We start from the raw sequence: 15,368 nt of genomic DNA, 5'->3' as shown, positions 1-15,368 counted from the left end.
TAAAAACCCTCTAGAGTTTGCAAGTCAGCAATCGTTTACATTGACCGGAGACGACACATGTCGCACACACTTCAGGAGCCCGCCACCGGCTCCGTCCCCGCGACCAGCGGGCACAAGCCGAACACGACGCTCCTCGTCGTCTACCTCGCACTCGGCGGTCTCGCCTACGCCGTGCTGCAGTCGCTCGTCGCGCCGGCCCTGTCGACCATCGGCAAAGACCTCAACGCGACCACGTCGAGCGTCAGCTGGCTCATCACGGCCTACCTCCTGTCGGCCTCCGTGTTGACGCCGATTTTCGGCAAGCTGGGCGACATGATGGGCAAGCGCAGGATCCTCATCGTCGTCATGAGCCTCCTGCTCGTCGGAACGGTCGTCGCCGGGCTCGCCCCGAATCTCGGCGTGCTGATTATCGCCCGCATCTTCCAGGGCGCCGCAGGTGCGGTCCTCCCGCTCTCGATCGGCATCGTCCGCGACGAACTGCCCAAGGAGCGCGTCAGCGTCACCATCGGAATCCTCTCCGGCATCTTCGGTATCGGGGCGGGCGTCGGGATCGTTGCCGCTGGGCCCATCGTGCAACACCTCAACTACCACTGGCTCTTCTGGTTCCCCCTTGTGCTCGTGGTCATCGCCCTGGCCGGCATCATCTTCGGCATGAAAGAGTCGCCGATCCGGACCCCCGGCAAGCTCGACCTCGCCGGCACCGGCATCCTCACCATCTCACTCGTCTCGCTGCTGCTCGCCATCAGCGAGGGCGAGACCTGGGGCTGGAGCGACTTCAAGACCATCGGCCTGCTCGCCCTCGGGGCCGTCGCGATGGTCGTGTTCGTCTTCGTCGAACTGCGCGTCAAGAGCCCGCTGATCGACGTCCGCCTGTTCAAGATCCGCGGCGTCTGGACGGCCCACGTCGTCGCCCTCGTCTTCGGTTTCGCCATGTACGGCACCTTCGTGCTCGTGCCGACCCTGCTCCAGCTGCCGGCCTTCACCGGCTACGGCTTCGGCAAGACTGCCACCGTCTCGGGGCTGTTCCTGCTGCCGACCGTGCTGATGATGGTCGTCGTCTCCCCGGTGTCCGGCAGTATCGTGCGCAAGTACGGCCCCAAGCCTGCTCTCGTCATCGGCGCGATCCTCCTCACGGCTGCGTTCGTCCTGCCGGCGCTGTCTCACGCTCACACCTGGCAGATCCTCGTCTCGGGCATCCTGACCGGCGCCGGAATCGGATTCGGTCTCGCCGCCGCCTCGAACGCCATCATCGAAAGTGTCCCGATGACGCAAACCGGTGAAGCCATCAGCGCCAACACCATCGCCCGCACCATCGGCTCGAGCGTCGGAACGGCTGTCATCGCCGCCCTGATCTCGTCGCACACGAAGCTGTTCACCCTGCCCACCGGGAAGATCGCGCTGCCTTCCGATGACACCTTCATGATCGGCTTCTGGGCCTGCGCCGGCGTCGCAGCCCTTGCGATCGTGATCGCCCTCGCCGCCCCGTCGCTCAAGAACCGCATGGCTGCCGCGAAGAAGCTCGGCGTCGAAGACACCGACTCCATCGTCGTCGTCAAGTAAGCAGCACTATTGACACGAAGAAGGACCGTTCCCCTGAGGGATCGGTCCTTCTTTGTGGTGCGATTTGCGCAAGACCTTCTCGACCGTGAGGATTTGACCCATGGCAGGAGACCGTCCGGGGCGGAAGCGGAGTGAGGCGTCTCGGGCGGCGATCCTCGAGGCCACCCGAGACGAGCTCACTGCTGAAGGGTACGACCGGCTCTCCATCGACCGGATCGCGACAGCAGCCGGCGTCGGAAAGCAGACGATCTACCGCTGGTATCCGTCCAAGAGCGAACTCGTGGCGGACTGCATCCTGGCCGGCTACATCGTGCGTCCCGTCATCATGACGCCCGATACGGGTGATGTTCGTCGCGACATCGCCGCCTGGATCCGATCATTCGCGAAGGAGAGCAGGACGCCGTCGGCGGCATCGCTGACGCGAGCGATCACGGCCGCGGCCGCCGAGGACAACGCTGTTGCGGCGCATTTTCAGGACCAGGTCACAATCACACAGGAGACCCTCGTCACGCGGCTCCGCGCAGGTGTCGATGCCGGCCAGCTCCGCAAAGACACCGGGGTGTCCACCGTTGCGGAGACGGTCGTCGGAGCTCTGCTCTACCGGATCCTGACCCGGCAAGAACTCGATGATGTCTTCGTCGACGAGCTCGTGGAATTAATCTTCAGCGGAATCGCCGGCGACCAGGCACCCTGAACTGACAGCATTTATCGAGACTATTTGTCTCGTTTTATGAAAGGCTCGTTCTTTGGAACGGGATCGACACTCGTCGGTCTCCTGATCAAAGGACAGGTACATGACAAGTCGTCTCGCGGGTCGCACCGCACTCGTCACAGGCAGCGGAAACGGAATCGGCCGGGAGGTCGCACTCCGGCTCGCGGCCGAAGGAGCCAATGTCGTCGTCAACGACCTCGGCACCAGCGCGTTCGGCGAAGGCGTGAGCTCGGAAGCAGCCGACACCACCGTGGCCGACATCATCGCGGCCGGTGGCACGGCCGTCGCCAACTACGACTCCGTCGCCGACGCCGCGGGTTGTGAGAAAGCGGTCGACACGGCTGTGCAGAGCTTCGGAGCCTGCGACATCGTCGTCGCCAACGCGGGTGCGCTGGTCAAGGGAGCCCTAGCCGGCGTCCAGGCCGACGACGCATCGTGGGAGCTGATGCTGAATCTGTACCTCGGCCAGAAGTTCTGGCTGACGCGGGCGGCCCTTCCTGCCATGCTCGAGCGTGGCTGGGGTCGCATGCTGTTCGCCACCTCCGAGATCGCCCGCGGCACGCAGGCCAGCCCCCTCGGGGCCGTCGTCATGAATGGCAGCATCGGCCTGTCGCACGATCTCGCGAACACCCACCGCGGCTCGGGCGTGACGTTCAACTCCTACGCCCCCTCCGCCGGCACCCGCACCTTCGACCTCTACAAGGACGACATGGAGGAAGCCCTCCGCGCACAGGGTGTTCCGGAGGACGAGATGGGTGGGTTCTCCCTCCCGCCGGCCGAGCTGATTGCGCCCATGCTCGCCTGGCTCTGCTCCGACGCCGCCTCCGACGTCACGGGCGAAGTTTTCGGTGTCACCGGGTCGCAGGTGACCCGCTGGAAGGAACCCGTCGACGGGGCGTCCATCATGAAGAACGACGACCTGCGGGCGCTCTGGACGCTTGACGAGCTCGACAGCGCCGTTCCGTCGGGCCTCTTCCAGTAGCGGAGAGGCACGAAGAGGAGGAGGTCAGCAGCTACGTCGCTGACCTCCTCCTCTCTGTCACCCGCGCCTCAGCGGCGGCTGTGCCGCTCCAGGAAGAGCTGCAGCTCGGCATCCAGTTCGTGATCCTCTGGTGCACCCGCGAAGCCACCGTGCGGCATCGCCTCGCCGACATGCAGGACGGCTTCGACTCCTGCATTCCGGAGCTTCCGGTGCATGCGGACCGTGTTCGACAGGAACAGGTCGCGCGTCCCGGTCTTGAGGAACGTCGGAGGGAAGTGGCTCACGTCGCCGAAGAGCGGCGACAGATAGGGCTCGTCGAGTGCGTGTCCTGCCGCATACAAGACGTTGACCTCTTTCAGGGAACCGAGGATGTTGTCGAACTGGGCATTGGTGTGGAACGAGTCGCCCGATTCCGTCAGGTCGATTTCGGGGGTATTGAGCACGAGCGCCGCCGGCATCGGCAGCCCCTCGTCGTGCGCGCGGAGCATAAGGGCCGCGGCGATGTTGCCACCGGCAGACCCGCCACCGACGAAGACGTCGGCAGGATCGTGGTCTTCGAGGGCGTGGCGATAGACCGTCATGGCGTCGTCGAGGCCGGCCGGGTAGGGGTGCAGCGGAGGCATTCGGTAGTCGACGCCCCACGTCGTCAGACCACCCGACAGGGCGGCCATGCCGGTCATCGTCCGGGCAACTGCACCCCCGCCGGTGATCAGGCCACCGCCGTGAAAGTCGATGTAGATGCGGCGATCGTTTTCGGCGACGCCCGGACCGCGGACGACGAAGACGGGCACGCCGTCGACGGTGACGTCATCGGTCGTCACGGGGAGCTCGACGCTTAGGAACTGCTGAACGACGGCGGTGTCGGTCTGCTCGATCATCGAGAGCCACGCGGCCGTGTCGTCGGTGGGCGGATACGTCGGCGTCTGCTTGGGGATCTGGAGCCACTGCTGCGCCTGGGCGCTGACGGATTTCGGAACGTAGCCGGCTGATTCGTCGGTCATCTTCTTCTCCTTGTTTTCTTCTTGGTGAGGTTCGAGGGGTGGGGTGGGTCAGTCGTCGGAGACCGTGATGGTGACCTCGATGTTGCCCCGGGTGGCGTTCGAGTAGGGACAGACCTGATGGGCCGCGTCGGTAAGGGCCTGGGCCTGGGCGTGGTCCAGCTCGGGGATGACGACTTCGAGGTCGACTCCTAGGACGAAGCCGCCCTCGCCATTCGGGATGACATGGACGCGGCTCCCGACGGACGTGTCCGCGACCTTGATCTTCTGCACCCGCGCGACGCTCTGCAGTGCGGAGTGGAAGCAGGCGGCGTAGCCGGCGGCGAAGAGTTCTTCTGGGTTCGCGCCGGCGCCCGAGCCGCCCATCTCTTTGGGGATGGCCATGTCGAGGTCGACGTGACCCGAGACCGATGAGACATGACCGTTTCGGCCGGCTCCGGTCGAGAGCGCTTCGGCGGTATAGATGACGTCCATGGGGTGCCTTTCTTAATCGAGTGTGCGCGTGATGATGTTCAGGCGTTGAAGAGGTGGCCGGCGGAGGAGAGCAGCGCTCCGTAGCCGCCGTCGACGACGAGGTCTGCCCCGTTGATGTAAGACGCCTCGGAACTATTGAGGAACAGCAGGGGCGGGACCTGCTCTTCGGCGGTCGAAGCTCGACCGATCGGCTGCTCCGTCGCCGCGGACAGCTCTTTCGGGTAGGTCTTCTCGATGACGTCGAGCATCGGGGTGCGGACCGATCCTGGCGTCGTCGCGTTGATGCGGATACCGCGCTGGATCAAAGCGGCGGACTGCTGCATGGTCCAGAGGTCGAGCGCTTCCTTGCCGAAGGCGTAGGCGTGTCCGGCGACCTCTTCGTTCTGCTCGTACCAGGCTGCGCCGTCCTCGAACGACTCGACGTTCAGGAACTCCGTGAGCAGGGGCACGCGCTTGCGCCATGCAGCGCCGCCGTCCGACGAGGTGCTCACGACGGCGCCCCCGTCGGTCATGTTCGTCGCCACGAGCTCCGTGAGCAGTCGAGTGCCGAGGAAGTTGACCTTCAGAACGTCCATGGGCGGGAACATGGGCGCCAGGCCGGCGCAGTTGAAGAGCGCGTCGACGTGCTCGTCGCGGTTGCCGTAGGCGGCGCGAATCGCCTCCGGGTCACCGAGATCGACGGAGTCGAAGCCGGCGAGGTCGAGGCCCTCGGGCTTGCGTCGACTCACGCCGTGGACCTCAGCACCGAGGTCGATCAGGGCGCGAGCAGTCGCTTCGCCGATTCCCGAGGAGACACCCGTGACGACGACCCGCTTGCCCTCGTATTCCGTGAAGTTCATTGCCATCCTCTTCGATTCAAAAGACGAGACGGTTCGTCTCGTTTGCTGACGTTACCCCTGGGCTTCTGGCAAGTAGGGTCATTCCTCGACAATTCTCAGCGGCGCTCGTCCGAATCATGCATGGACGAATGGCCGGCTCAGCGGACGATGGTTGACGGTGGCACGATGGCGTCGTGTCCATCTCAGAGAAAGCCCCAGTCGCCGTGATCGCCGCCCTCGGAAGCTCCTTCGCGGCTGGTCCCGGCATCGAGCCGGTCGCCGATGCCGCCGCCATGCGGTCAGCGAAGAACTACGCGCATCAGCTCGCCGACCGACTCTCGGCCGAGCTCGTCGACCTCACCGTCTCGGGCGCGACGACGGCGAACGTCATCGACACTCCTCAGCAGAGCCCGGCCGGTTCCTCCTACCCGCCGCAGGTCGACGGAGTCCCGGCGAATGCCGACGCCATCACGGTGACGGCAGGCGGGAACGATCTTCAGTTCGCCGGCGCGATGCTTTACGTCGCGTGGCGGCGCCTCGAGCCGGAATCGCCCATGGTTCCCATGCTCGGGGCGATGTTCTCCGAAGGCATTCCCGCGCCGACCGACGAGGCCGTCGAGGCGGCGACGGCCGGCCTCGTCCGGGTTGTCGAGAAGGCCCGCGAGAAGGCGCCGGACGCTCGCATCCTGCTCGTCGACTACCTGACCGTCCTCGATGCGGACTCCCTCGACCAGACCCCGTTCGACCAGGACGAGCTCGAGCAGTTCTTGGTCATTCAGACGGCCATCGGCACGGTGTTCCGAGATGCGGCCGCCCGCACGGGCGCGGACCTGATCCTGGCGTCGGCCCTGAGCGAGGGCCACGCTCTCGGTTCGACCGAGCCTTGGGTGCAGCCTTTCCACCAGGACATGGCAACAACGGCTGGGTCGTTCCACCCGAACGAGGCCGGCATGACGGCGATCGCCGCCGAACTCGAACGCATTCTGACGGCCTGAGAAGAAGCAGGATCACTCGAGAACGTCTGCCCAGCCCGGGTATTTTCGGGTCAGTTCTTTCGTGAATTCAATGAGCGCTGCCGCAGTGGGCGAGGTGTGTTCCTTGCTCCATGCGAGGCCGACGGCGCGCGTCGCGTTCGCGTCGGCCAAGCGCACACTGACCGTGCGCGGGCTCAGCGTCGCGTCGGCGGGCAGGATCGCAATGCCAAGGCCCGCCGCCACGTAACCGCGGACCGTGGTCAGGTTGTCCGCCTCGAGCACGACGCGAGGCGTGAAGCCCGCGGCCGCGCACAGGGCGTCAGCGCGTTGTCGTGCGTCGAAACGACGATCGAGCACGAGGAACGATTCATCGCGAACATCGGCGAGATCCACCGTCTTGGCCTGCGCCGCGTCGTGTCCCTTCGGCACCACGAGGACGAACGACTGAGTTCCGACGGGGAGCCACCCGAAGCGATCTGGAGCCTTGGGAGCCGTGATCGCCACGTCGACGCGTCCCTCGTCGAGTCCGTCGAGAAGTTCGACGCTGGAACCCTCGACGTGCGTGATCAGGGTTCCGTCGACGGTTCCAAGGAACGAGGCGATCAGTTCTCCCGCCACGGTCGGACCGAGCGAGCGCAGGAAGCCCACCGCGACCATCTTTTCTGCTCGCCTGCCTCGGATGCGCTGAAGGGCGACATCGAGCCGTTCGAGAGCATCCGCTGCTGCCGCTGCGAGGATCCTGCCCTCGTCCGTCAAGACGACGGTGCGTCCGTGTCGCACGAGGATGTCGATTCCAAGGCCGAGTTCCCATGCTCGAAGCGACCGGCTCAGCGTCGGCTGGCTCGTTCCCGTCCGTTCGGCGACCCGGGTGATATTCGGGTCGAGAGCGAGAGCCGCTAACTGCGCCAAAGCCGGGGCCAGATTCGAGGCCGACGATTCATTCATCCCTGAATGGAACACCTCGGGGCTGGTGGACGCAATCCCGACCGAAGCGGAGAGTGGCACCCATGGCAGATACGGACACCCGCTGGACCACACGCCGGCGCGAGAAGAAGCGCCGACTCGACGCACTGGGCCTCTCGGACACGACCAAGAGCGTCGACGCCGACCGCATCGACACCCTCCTCACCACCCTCATCCAGCCCCACGACCGCGTCTCGCTCGAGGGAGACAACCAGAAGCAGGCCGACTTCCTGGCGCAGTCCCTGGCCGAAGCCGACCCGGCGCTGCTCCACGACCTGCACCTGCTCATCTCCTCCGTGAGCCTGCCCGCGCATCTCGACGTCTTCGAGCGCGGCATCGCCTCCCGCCTCGACCTCGCCTTCGCCGGGCCTCAGAGCCTTCGCCTCGCGCAGCTCGTCGAAGATCGGGTCGTCACGATCGGCGCCATCCACACCTACGTCGAGCTGTACGCACGGATGTTCGTCGACCTGCCGCCGAACGTCGCACTCCTCTGCGCCGAGGCGGCGGACGAGCACGGGAACCTCTACACGGGGCCGAACACGGAAGACACCCCGACCATCGCCGAGGCCACCGCGTTCCACGACGGCATTGTCATCGTCCAGGTCAACCGGATCCTCGACACCCTCCCCCGGGTCGACATCCCGGGCGACTGGGTCGACGTGGTCGTCGTCAGCCCACGGCCGTACAAGCTCGAGCCGCTGTTCACCCGCGATCCTGCAAAGATCGGCCGCGTCGAGATCCTGAAGGCCATGCTCGCAATCCGCGGCGTCTACGAGCGCCACGAGGTCGTCTCACTCAACCACGGCATAGGTTTCGACACCGCCGCCATCGAACTGATCCTGCCGACCTACGGGGAGGAGCTCGGGCTGCGGGGGCGCATCGCGAAGCACTGGGTGCTCAATCCGCACCCGACGCTGATCCCCGCGATCGAGAGCGGCTGGGTCGAGTCGGTGCACTGCTTCGGCGGCGAACCGGGCATGGAACGGTACGTCGCCGCGAGACCCGACGTGTTCTTCACCGGCCGCGACGGCAGCCTCCGCTCGAACCGCGTGCTGGCGCAGCTCGCCGGGCAGTACGCCATCGACATGTTCATCGGCTCCTCACTGCAGATCGACGGTGAAGGGAACTCCTCGACCGTGACCGCTGGACGTTTGGCCGGATTCGGCGGGGCACCGAACATGGGCCACGACCCGCACGGGCGCCGTCACGGCAGCGCCGCGTGGCTCGACCTCGCCTCGGGCGAAGGGGCGAGCCGCCGCGGGAAGAAGCTCGTCGTCCAGCTCGTCGAGACGTTCAAAGCGGGTGGCACGCCCACCTTCGTGGATCGCCTCGACGCCGTCGACGTCGGCACCCAGGCCGGCATGGCGCTGCCGCCGGTCATGATCTACGGCGACGACGTCAGCCACATCGTCACCGAGGAAGGCGTCGCCTACCTCTACAAAGCGAACAGCCTCGACGAACGCCGCGCCGCCATCGCGGCGGTGGCCGGAGCGACACCGATCGGACTCCGCCACGACCCCGAGGTCACCGAGCGGCTACGCCGAGACGGCGTCATCGCCTTCCCGGAAGACCTGGGCGTCGACGTGCGCCGCGCCGACCGCACTCTCCTCGCCGCGAAGAGCATCGGCGACCTCGAGGCGTGGTCGGGCGGCCTCTACGACCCGCCCGCGCGCTTCCGGAACTTCTGACGCCATGACACTCACACCGGACACCATCGCTGCGTTGGCCGTCAGCGCCCTCCGTGAGGAGGCACTGCTTACCCCCAAGCCAGGACTCGTCGACCGCAACGGGCGGGGCAGCCACCCGGACATGACCCTGGCCATGCTCCTCGACTCGGCCGACTCCCTCTTCGACACGTTCGCCGACCTCGCCCGGGCGGGCTCCGAAGAACCTGTCGGTCAGAGTCTCCGGAACCGGGTGGGCCTCCTTGGACGGGCCGGCGAGACCCAGATGCTGCAAACCACCGGCGGGGTGAACACCCACCGCGGGGCACTCTGGACCCTTGGACTGCTGGCGACCGCAGCCGGCGCAGCACGAGCGGAGACCGACATCTTCAGGATCGCAGGTGCACTCGCGGCCATCCCCGACTCCGCCGGCGCACCGTCGTCCTCCTCCCACGGGCAGCTCGCCATCCGGACGTACGGCGTCTCCGGAGCTGTCGGCGAGGCGGCCGCCGGATTCCCCCACATCCGTCTGAATGCCCTCCCCACACTCCGGTCGAGCCTGGCCTGGGGTGAGACCGTGGAACGGGCACAGCTCCGAGCGCTCTTGGCACTCGTGGCGACCCTCGATGACACCTGCGTCCTTCACCGAGGCGGCGCGGCTGGTCTCAGCTGGATGCAGGCATCAGCCCGCGCGGTCCAGCGGGCCGGACGCTTCGACAGCGCACTGAGTCGATTCGTCGCCCGCGTGCAGCGTCGACGCCTCTCCCCCGGAGGAAGCGCCGACCTGCTGTCGGGCGCGATCTTCGTCGACACCCTCTCCCTTCCCACGACCGTCTCTGCCGAGGAGCACGCCCATGCAGACGCTTGAATTCGATTTCCCGGGCGACCGACCGGCGATCCAGCGTGCCCACGTCGGCGTCGTGGCTTCGGCTGACCTCGAAGTCTTGGTCGTTCCGTCCGACGGAGACTCGGCGTCGGTGCGGATCCGCACCAGCGTCGACGGGTTCGACGACGTCTGGCGGAACGTCCTGGAGCGTTTCTTCACCCGCTACGGCCTGACCGGCTCCATCGAGATCAACGACTTCGGGGCGACACCGGGCGTGGTCTCCATCCGACTCCTGCAGGCGCTCGACCAGTCCACCGACGAACCGACCCGAGAGGTTCGAGCATGACAACGGAAACCGACGTCGAGCCCCTGGTACCCGAGAGTGCCTACGTCCGCCGCGACAGCTTCATCGAGCGCGACGCCCGCTCACGGGCGTTCGCGCTGGTCGACGAGGGATCGGGCCGTGAGCTCCTGGACCCGTTCGACCACCTCGAGTCGCCCTGGCTCGAACAGCAGGGAGTCGTCCCCGAAGCAGACGACGGCGTCGTCATCGTCAAAGGCACCGTGGCCGGCAAAGCGACAGTCGTCATCGGCATCGAACAGGGCTTCCAGGGCGGCGGCATCGGCGAGGTGTCCGGGGCGAAGATCGCAGCTGCACTCGGGCTGGCAGCCCGAGACAGCCGTGCCGGGACACCGACCTCGGCCGTCCTGCTCCTGGAGACCGGAGGCGTTCGACTCCAAGAGGCGAACCTCGGCCTGGCGGCGGTCGCCGAAGCCTGCTCCGGCGTGCTCGAACTCCGCGCACTTCAACCCGTCATTGCCGTCATCGCCGGCGGTCTCGGCAGCTTCGGCGGGATGAGCATCGTCGCCGGCCTCTGCTCGACGGTCGTCATGACCCGTGAGGCGCGGCTGGGGCTGAACGGCCCGGAGGTCATCGAGTCCGAAGGAGGGATCGCCGAGTTCGACTCCGGCGACCACGCCCTCGTCTGGTCGATCGACGGCGGAGTCCAGCGCCACGCGCTCGGCCAGGCCGACGTGCTCGTCAAGGACGACACCGACGAGATCGTCGGGGCGGTTCGCGGGGCAGTGTCCGGAGAGGCTCCCGCAGCACCCGCCTCCCGTGACCTGGCCCGACTCCGGGCACACCTGACGTCCCTCGATCCCAGCTCGCCGCCGACGCCGGCCGAGCTTCCGGCGCTGTTCGCGACACCCGTGGCCCCGGGGACGACGGAAGAGGCTCCCCGACCGGCCGAGTCCGCATCCACAGTCGAATCGACCGGCCGAGGGACCGCCTGGACGACCGCCCTGGCCGACACAGCCCCCAATGCGGTCGAGTCGACCGTCATCGAGGCGACGATGGCAATGCACGGGCTCTCGGCGATCCTGCTGACTGTCGTTCCCGACGCCGCCAGCCCCTACCGCCGGGCCCGCAACGGAGAGGTCGGGCTCCTGGAAGGCCTGGCCCTCGCCGAACGGGTCACCGCGATCGTGACCGAGGACGCCGATCTGGAGCCCGAGCGGAAGCGTCCCATCATCGCCGTCGTCGACCTCCCCAGCCAGGCCTACGGCCGTCTCGAAGAGATGGTCGGGATCCATCTGCACCTCGCGGCAGCCGCAGACGCCTACGCCACCGCGCGCACGCAGGGGCACCCGGTCGTCGCTCTCGTGGTGGGGACGGCTCTGTCCGGCGGATTCCTCGCCCACGGGCTCCAGGCCGACCAGATCCTCGCGCTGAACGACCCGGACGTCGAGATCCACGCCATGCACAAGCCCGCAGCCGCACGGATCACGCGTCGGACGGTCGCCGAACTCGACGAACTGGCCACCAGGATCCCACCACTCTCCTACGACGTCCGCGACTGGGCGACGCTCGGGCTCTGCAACGGCCTGCTGGAGGTCGCCGACGCCGACCACCCGACGGCCGACGACGTGGCGACCGTGAAGGAGCAGCTCCGGGCGGCGGTTTCTCGCGCCCGCGCCGGTGACTCCGGGCTGAGCGGACGCTGGTCGGTCGAGACGTCGGGCGACAACCGGGCCGCCACCCGGCGCGTGTGGGCGGCGATGACCGCGCAGTGGCAGTGACCGACGGGCGGATCCTCCGCGTCCACGATCTGGTCCGCTTCCGGGCCGACGACGACACCGGGCTGCCCCCGTGGGTCACGCGCGAGGGCACCACCGTCTGGGGTGTCGTCCGCCGCTCACCCGCGACGACGCCCGGCACGACCGCGCTGGGCCTCCGAGGCCCGCAGCGATCCGAACGCCTGCCCCTCGAGGTGAGAGTCCATGACATCGTCGAGGTCGTCGCCCCCGAAGATTTAGCGGGCCGCGCACTCGAAAGCACGGTGAGTCCCGAGCTCGCTCCGTCCCTAGCGATCCTCTCGAGCGCCAGTTCGGAGACCTTCGGCGGATTGCCGTGGGGCCCGACGGGTTCGGCGGGTTTCGAACTCGCCACGCGGCTTCCTGCGGTGCGAGCGACGAGCGACCTCGACTTGATCCTGCGCGCCGACCAACGCCTGGCTCGCGAGGACGCCGGCGCGATCCTGCGATTCCTCCGGACGCTTCCCTGCCTGGTCGACTGCTTGCTGGAAACCCCGCGCGGCGCCGTCGCGCTGGCAGAGTGGGCCGGCCCGGCCGGCGGGTCCGTGCTGCTCCGGACGCCGGCAGGTCCCGTCCTGACCCGCGACCCGTGGCAGGATGACGCCCGATGATCGCCTTCCTCTACCCCGGCCAGGGCTCGCAGCACGCCGGCATGATCGCCGCCCTGCCGTCGGAGCGGGCGGTGACCGAGACCCTCGACGCGCTGGGCGAGGCACTGGGGCGGGATCCTCGGGAACTCGACACGGCCGAAGCCCTGACCGACACCGTCGCCGCTCAGCTCGCCCTCTTCACCGTCGGCGTCGCGTGCACGCGCCTCCTGGCCGAGCGCGACGTCAGGCCGGACGCCGTCCTCGGGCACTCCATCGGTGCCTTCCCGGCGGCCGTCGCAGCGGGGGTCCTCACCTTCGACGAGGCCGTGGCGGCTGTACGCATCCGAGCCCGAGCCATGCGCGAGCTCTATCCCCGAGGCTTCGGACTCCTGGCGGTGCTCGGGAGTCCGCTCGCCGAGGTGCGCCGACTCGTCGCCGCGGTGCGTGCAGACGACGACCTGTTCGTCGCGATGGAGAACGCGGAAGACCAGATCGTCCTCGCTGGAAGCGACGCCGCCTTCGAGCGCGTCGCCTCGGCTGCGCCCCGATTCGGTGTCCGCGAGCTGCGGCGCCTGGACGTCGCCGTCCCGTCGCACTGCCCCTCATGAGCCCAGTAGCGGAAGCCGTACGGCGGCAGCTCGAATCGGCGTCCGCCCGGCGCCCGCAGGTTCGATACCTCTCGGCAATGACGGCTCGATCGGCAGCCACGGCCGAGACGGTCGTCGACGATCTCGCGGGAGGGGTCGAGCGGATGGTCCGGTGGCACGACGCCACCGACCTCCTCGCCGAACTCGGCACGACCGCCGTCGTTCAGATGGCGCCGGGACGCGCGACGGCCGATCTGTTCCGGACTGCCCATCCGGACGTCCCGGTCGTGTCGCTCGGCGACTCGTCGTTCGCCGACTCGCTCGTTCGCGCGCAGCGACTCGCGTCGCGAGCGTAGGAGGCCGTCAGGAGTTTCGGCGATCTCCGCGGAGACCGTTCAACAGAGTGTCGATGAGGCCGTCGGCCAGCTCCGGCCCCACATCCAAGCGGCTCAGAATCCGATACACGATGGTGCCGAAGAGCATCTCGATCACGGCGGTCGACGTGAGCGTGGAGTCGATCTCGCCGCCCGCCTCGGCGCGACGAAGGCGTTCAGCCATGGTCGCTTCCTGTGGGCCGGTCAGACGCTCGTAGAGCACCGCCGCAAGGTCCGGGTCATCTGCGGCGGCCGATACGAGGCCCCGAAGCAGGCTGGCGTTCGCAGGATCGCCGAGATCCTGCAGGGCCCGCCGCAACCAGCCGAGCAGGTCCTCCCGGAGGTCGCCGGTGTCTTCAGGCACGTCCTGCGACGGCAGGATCAGCCCCTCCAGTACGCACTCGGCCAGAATGGCGCTCTTCGAACGCCACCAGCGATAGATCGTCTGCTTGCCCACATGAGCTCGTGCTGCGATGCCCTCGATGCTCATCTGTTCGTAGCCGACCTCCGACACGAGATCGCGGGTCGCCGACAGGATCGCTGTTCGAGCCCGCTCGCTGCGCGGTCTCGTCGAACTCGGCTCACTCATAGGAGCAACGCTAGTCGAGGCGTATGCTCGCAGTATGCGAGACGGACCGTCTCGTCTCATATCCGTCGTATTGGAGCCACCATGTCCAAGCAAGTCGTCGTCGTCATCGGAGCGGGCGGGATGGGCGAGCAGATCGCCCGCCGTCAGGGCGCCGGAAAGCACCTGATCCTCGCGGACTTCAACGAAGAGATGCTGGCGAGCAAAGCCGCGGCCCTGCAGATCGACGGTTTCGAGGTCACGACGCACACGGTCGACGTCTCGTCGCGCGAGTCCGTCAAGGCACTCGCGGAAGCCGCTGCTGCGGCCGGACCCGTCGTCGAGGTCGTCGACACCGCCGGTCTCTCGCCGACGCAGGCCCCGATCGGCGCCATCTTGAATGTCGACCTCCTCGGCGTCGCGATCGTCCTCGAGGAGTTCGCCACCGTCATCGCCGACGGCGGGGCTGGCGTCGTGATCGCCAGCATGGCCGGTCAGACCTACCCGGGCCTGACGCCCGAGCAGGAGTTCGCCCTCGCCACCACCGACACGGACGCTCTTCTCGATCTCCCCTTCGTCGCAGAGGGCATCGCCGACCCCGGCGCCGCCTACGGCCTGTCCAAACGTGCCAACCAGCTGCGAGTGAAGTACGCCAGCATCGCCTGGGGCCAGCGGGGCGGCCGCGTCAACTCCGTCAGCCCCGGCATCATCTCCACCCCGATGGGCCAGCAGGAGCTCGAAGGGCCCTCCGGCGTGTATATGAAGGCCATGATCGAGGGCTCCGGTACTAAGCGCATCGGCACTCCCGCCGACATCGCCAACACCGTGTCGTTCCTCCTCAGCTCCGAGGCGTCGTTCATCACCGGCATCGACGTCCTCGTCGACGGCGGCGTGATCGCTTCGGTCACGACCAACCCGCCGGCGTTCCTCACGCAGGGCGCCTAAGCGATCTCGCAGACCCTCGGGCCGCTCACCAAGGGGTGAGCGGCCCTTGGTCCGTCGGACGCATGATCTGCCCTGGTTAGTCGGACTTGCGATCATGGCGTGGCCCTAGCCAGCATGCCTGCCCCGACTTGTGAACATTCGACAGGTACCGCTCGCACCACGTAATGGTCTTGCTCGAAAAGGGTTCCATGCGGCGTTTGATCCGGGATCGGCCTAGGGCGCTCCGGTGGTTGCGGTAA

Annotated in this window: 17 protein-coding genes; 12 read left to right on the top strand and 5 right to left on the bottom strand. The window is 67.5% G+C overall.

Features of this window, described 5'->3' with window-relative positions; translation table 11 throughout:
* Positions 1 to 57: 57 nt before the first annotated feature.
* The 3 genes from ABEA39_RS00360 to ABEA39_RS00350 all read left to right on the top strand — a co-directional run bounded on the left by ABEA39_RS00360 (position 58) and on the right by ABEA39_RS00350 (position 3,254).
* On the top strand, positions 58 to 1,560 hold the full coding sequence (locus ABEA39_RS00360; protein WP_345371920.1) for an MFS transporter: 1,503 nt from the start codon (positions 58 to 60) through the stop codon (positions 1,558 to 1,560).
* Positions 1,561 to 1,660: 100 nt separating this feature from the next.
* A complete protein-coding gene (locus tag ABEA39_RS00355) occupies positions 1,661 to 2,254 on the top strand; it encodes a TetR/AcrR family transcriptional regulator (RefSeq protein ID WP_345371918.1) in 594 nt (197 codons plus the stop codon).
* 100 nt (positions 2,255 to 2,354) lie between these two features.
* Positions 2,355 to 3,254, top strand: a complete 900-nt coding sequence (locus ABEA39_RS00350; RefSeq protein ID WP_345371915.1) for an SDR family NAD(P)-dependent oxidoreductase — start codon at positions 2,355 to 2,357, stop codon at positions 3,252 to 3,254.
* Between the two features lie 68 nt (positions 3,255 to 3,322).
* Here the strand turns inward: ABEA39_RS00350 and ABEA39_RS00345 are convergent, their stop codons facing one another.
* From ABEA39_RS00345 to ABEA39_RS00335, 3 genes are read right to left on the bottom strand one after another with little or no spacing between them, the layout of a single operon-like run.
* On the bottom strand, positions 3,323 to 4,255 hold the full coding sequence (locus ABEA39_RS00345) for an alpha/beta hydrolase (RefSeq protein WP_345371913.1): 933 nt from the start codon (positions 4,253 to 4,255) through the stop codon (positions 3,323 to 3,325).
* Between the two features lie 48 nt (positions 4,256 to 4,303).
* Positions 4,304 to 4,726: an organic hydroperoxide resistance protein gene (locus tag ABEA39_RS00340; protein WP_345371911.1), complete on the bottom strand. Its 423-nt coding sequence runs from the start codon at positions 4,724 to 4,726 to the stop codon at positions 4,304 to 4,306.
* 38 nt (positions 4,727 to 4,764) lie between these two features.
* Positions 4,765 to 5,565: a coniferyl-alcohol dehydrogenase gene (locus tag ABEA39_RS00335; RefSeq protein ID WP_345371909.1), complete on the bottom strand. Its 801-nt coding sequence runs from the start codon at positions 5,563 to 5,565 to the stop codon at positions 4,765 to 4,767.
* 173 nt (positions 5,566 to 5,738) lie between these two features.
* Here ABEA39_RS00335 and ABEA39_RS00330 point away from each other — a divergent pair, with 173 nt between their 5' ends.
* Positions 5,739 to 6,539: an SGNH/GDSL hydrolase family protein gene (locus ABEA39_RS00330; protein WP_345371907.1), complete on the top strand. Its 801-nt coding sequence runs from the start codon at positions 5,739 to 5,741 to the stop codon at positions 6,537 to 6,539.
* A 12-nt stretch (positions 6,540 to 6,551) separates the two neighbouring features.
* Here the strand turns inward: ABEA39_RS00330 and ABEA39_RS00325 are convergent, their stop codons facing one another.
* A complete protein-coding gene (locus ABEA39_RS00325) occupies positions 6,552 to 7,463 on the bottom strand; it encodes a LysR family transcriptional regulator (RefSeq protein ID WP_345371905.1) in 912 nt (303 codons plus the stop codon).
* Positions 7,464 to 7,525: 62 nt separating this feature from the next.
* On the opposite strand from ABEA39_RS00325, the gene mdcA reads away from it, so the two are divergent.
* From mdcA to ABEA39_RS00290, 7 genes are all read left to right on the top strand, one after another.
* Positions 7,526 to 9,169, top strand: a complete 1,644-nt coding sequence (gene mdcA, locus ABEA39_RS00320; RefSeq protein WP_345371903.1) for a malonate decarboxylase subunit alpha — start codon at positions 7,526 to 7,528, stop codon at positions 9,167 to 9,169.
* Positions 9,170 to 9,173: 4 nt separating this feature from the next.
* Positions 9,174 to 10,013 (top strand): triphosphoribosyl-dephospho-CoA synthase, encoded by an 840-nt coding sequence (locus tag ABEA39_RS00315; protein WP_345371901.1) that lies wholly within the window; start codon positions 9,174 to 9,176, stop codon positions 10,011 to 10,013.
* The gene (locus ABEA39_RS00310; RefSeq protein WP_345371899.1) at positions 10,000 to 10,317 is read left to right on the top strand and encodes a malonate decarboxylase subunit delta; all 318 of its coding nucleotides are present in this window, start codon (positions 10,000 to 10,002) and stop codon (positions 10,315 to 10,317) included. The genes ABEA39_RS00315 and ABEA39_RS00310 overlap by 14 nt, the downstream gene beginning before the upstream one ends.
* Positions 10,314 to 12,053, top strand: coding sequence for a biotin-independent malonate decarboxylase subunit beta (gene mdcD, locus ABEA39_RS00305; protein ID WP_345371897.1), 1,740 nt, complete (start codon positions 10,314 to 10,316; stop codon positions 12,051 to 12,053). The genes ABEA39_RS00310 and mdcD overlap by 4 nt, the downstream gene beginning before the upstream one ends.
* On the top strand, positions 12,044 to 12,679 hold the full coding sequence (locus ABEA39_RS00300) for a malonate decarboxylase holo-ACP synthase (protein ID WP_345371895.1): 636 nt from the start codon (positions 12,044 to 12,046) through the stop codon (positions 12,677 to 12,679). The genes mdcD and ABEA39_RS00300 overlap by 10 nt, the downstream gene beginning before the upstream one ends.
* On the top strand, positions 12,676 to 13,266 hold the full coding sequence (locus ABEA39_RS00295; protein ID WP_345371893.1) for an ACP S-malonyltransferase: 591 nt from the start codon (positions 12,676 to 12,678) through the stop codon (positions 13,264 to 13,266). The genes ABEA39_RS00300 and ABEA39_RS00295 overlap by 4 nt, the downstream gene beginning before the upstream one ends.
* 77 nt (positions 13,267 to 13,343) lie before the next feature.
* On the top strand, positions 13,344 to 13,601 hold the full coding sequence (locus ABEA39_RS00290) for an ACP S-malonyltransferase (RefSeq protein WP_345371891.1): 258 nt from the start codon (positions 13,344 to 13,346) through the stop codon (positions 13,599 to 13,601).
* Positions 13,602 to 13,608: 7 nt separating this feature from the next.
* Here ABEA39_RS00290 and ABEA39_RS00285 read toward each other — a convergent pair whose 3' ends face one another.
* Entirely contained in the window at positions 13,609 to 14,208 is a 600-nt protein-coding gene (locus ABEA39_RS00285) for a TetR/AcrR family transcriptional regulator (RefSeq protein ID WP_345371889.1), read from the bottom strand.
* 81 nt (positions 14,209 to 14,289) lie between these two features.
* Between ABEA39_RS00285 and ABEA39_RS00280 the strand changes: the two genes are divergently transcribed.
* Positions 14,290 to 15,129, top strand: coding sequence for an SDR family oxidoreductase (locus ABEA39_RS00280; protein ID WP_345371887.1), 840 nt, complete (start codon positions 14,290 to 14,292; stop codon positions 15,127 to 15,129).
* Positions 15,130 to 15,368 lie beyond the last annotated feature (239 nt).

This window comes from Frondihabitans cladoniiphilus, assembly GCF_039544345.1.
Lineage (GTDB): Bacteria > Actinomycetota > Actinomycetes > Actinomycetales > Microbacteriaceae > Frondihabitans > Frondihabitans cladoniiphilus.
Note: the sequence above shows the minus strand (reverse complement) of the source record. Positions and strands in the feature narration are given on the sequence as shown.

Coding starts and splice junctions, on each gene's coding strand:
- mdcD (WP_345371897.1), top strand. CDS start 10,314: ATGACAACGGAAACCGACGTCGAGCCCCTGGTACCCGAGAGTGCCTAC.
- ABEA39_RS00280 (WP_345371887.1), top strand. CDS start 14,290: ATGTCCAAGCAAGTCGTCGTCGTCATCGGAGCGGGCGGGATGGGCGAG.
- ABEA39_RS00295 (WP_345371893.1), top strand. CDS start 12,676: ATGATCGCCTTCCTCTACCCCGGCCAGGGCTCGCAGCACGCCGGCATG.
- mdcA (WP_345371903.1), top strand. CDS start 7,526: ATGGCAGATACGGACACCCGCTGGACCACACGCCGGCGCGAGAAGAAG.
- ABEA39_RS00290 (WP_345371891.1), top strand. CDS start 13,344: ATGACGGCTCGATCGGCAGCCACGGCCGAGACGGTCGTCGACGATCTC.
- ABEA39_RS00315 (WP_345371901.1), top strand. CDS start 9,174: ATGACACTCACACCGGACACCATCGCTGCGTTGGCCGTCAGCGCCCTC.
- ABEA39_RS00355 (WP_345371918.1), top strand. CDS start 1,661: ATGGCAGGAGACCGTCCGGGGCGGAAGCGGAGTGAGGCGTCTCGGGCG.
- ABEA39_RS00310 (WP_345371899.1), top strand. CDS start 10,000: ATGCAGACGCTTGAATTCGATTTCCCGGGCGACCGACCGGCGATCCAG.
- ABEA39_RS00345 (WP_345371913.1), bottom strand. CDS start 4,255: ATGACCGACGAATCAGCCGGCTACGTTCCGAAATCCGTCAGCGCCCAG.
- ABEA39_RS00325 (WP_345371905.1), bottom strand. CDS start 7,463: ATGAATGAATCGTCGGCCTCGAATCTGGCCCCGGCTTTGGCGCAGTTA.
- ABEA39_RS00335 (WP_345371909.1), bottom strand. CDS start 5,565: ATGAACTTCACGGAATACGAGGGCAAGCGGGTCGTCGTCACGGGTGTC.
- ABEA39_RS00340 (WP_345371911.1), bottom strand. CDS start 4,726: ATGGACGTCATCTATACCGCCGAAGCGCTCTCGACCGGAGCCGGCCGA.
- ABEA39_RS00350 (WP_345371915.1), top strand. CDS start 2,355: ATGACAAGTCGTCTCGCGGGTCGCACCGCACTCGTCACAGGCAGCGGA.
- ABEA39_RS00360 (WP_345371920.1), top strand. CDS start 58: ATGTCGCACACACTTCAGGAGCCCGCCACCGGCTCCGTCCCCGCGACC.
- ABEA39_RS00285 (WP_345371889.1), bottom strand. CDS start 14,208: ATGAGTGAGCCGAGTTCGACGAGACCGCGCAGCGAGCGGGCTCGAACA.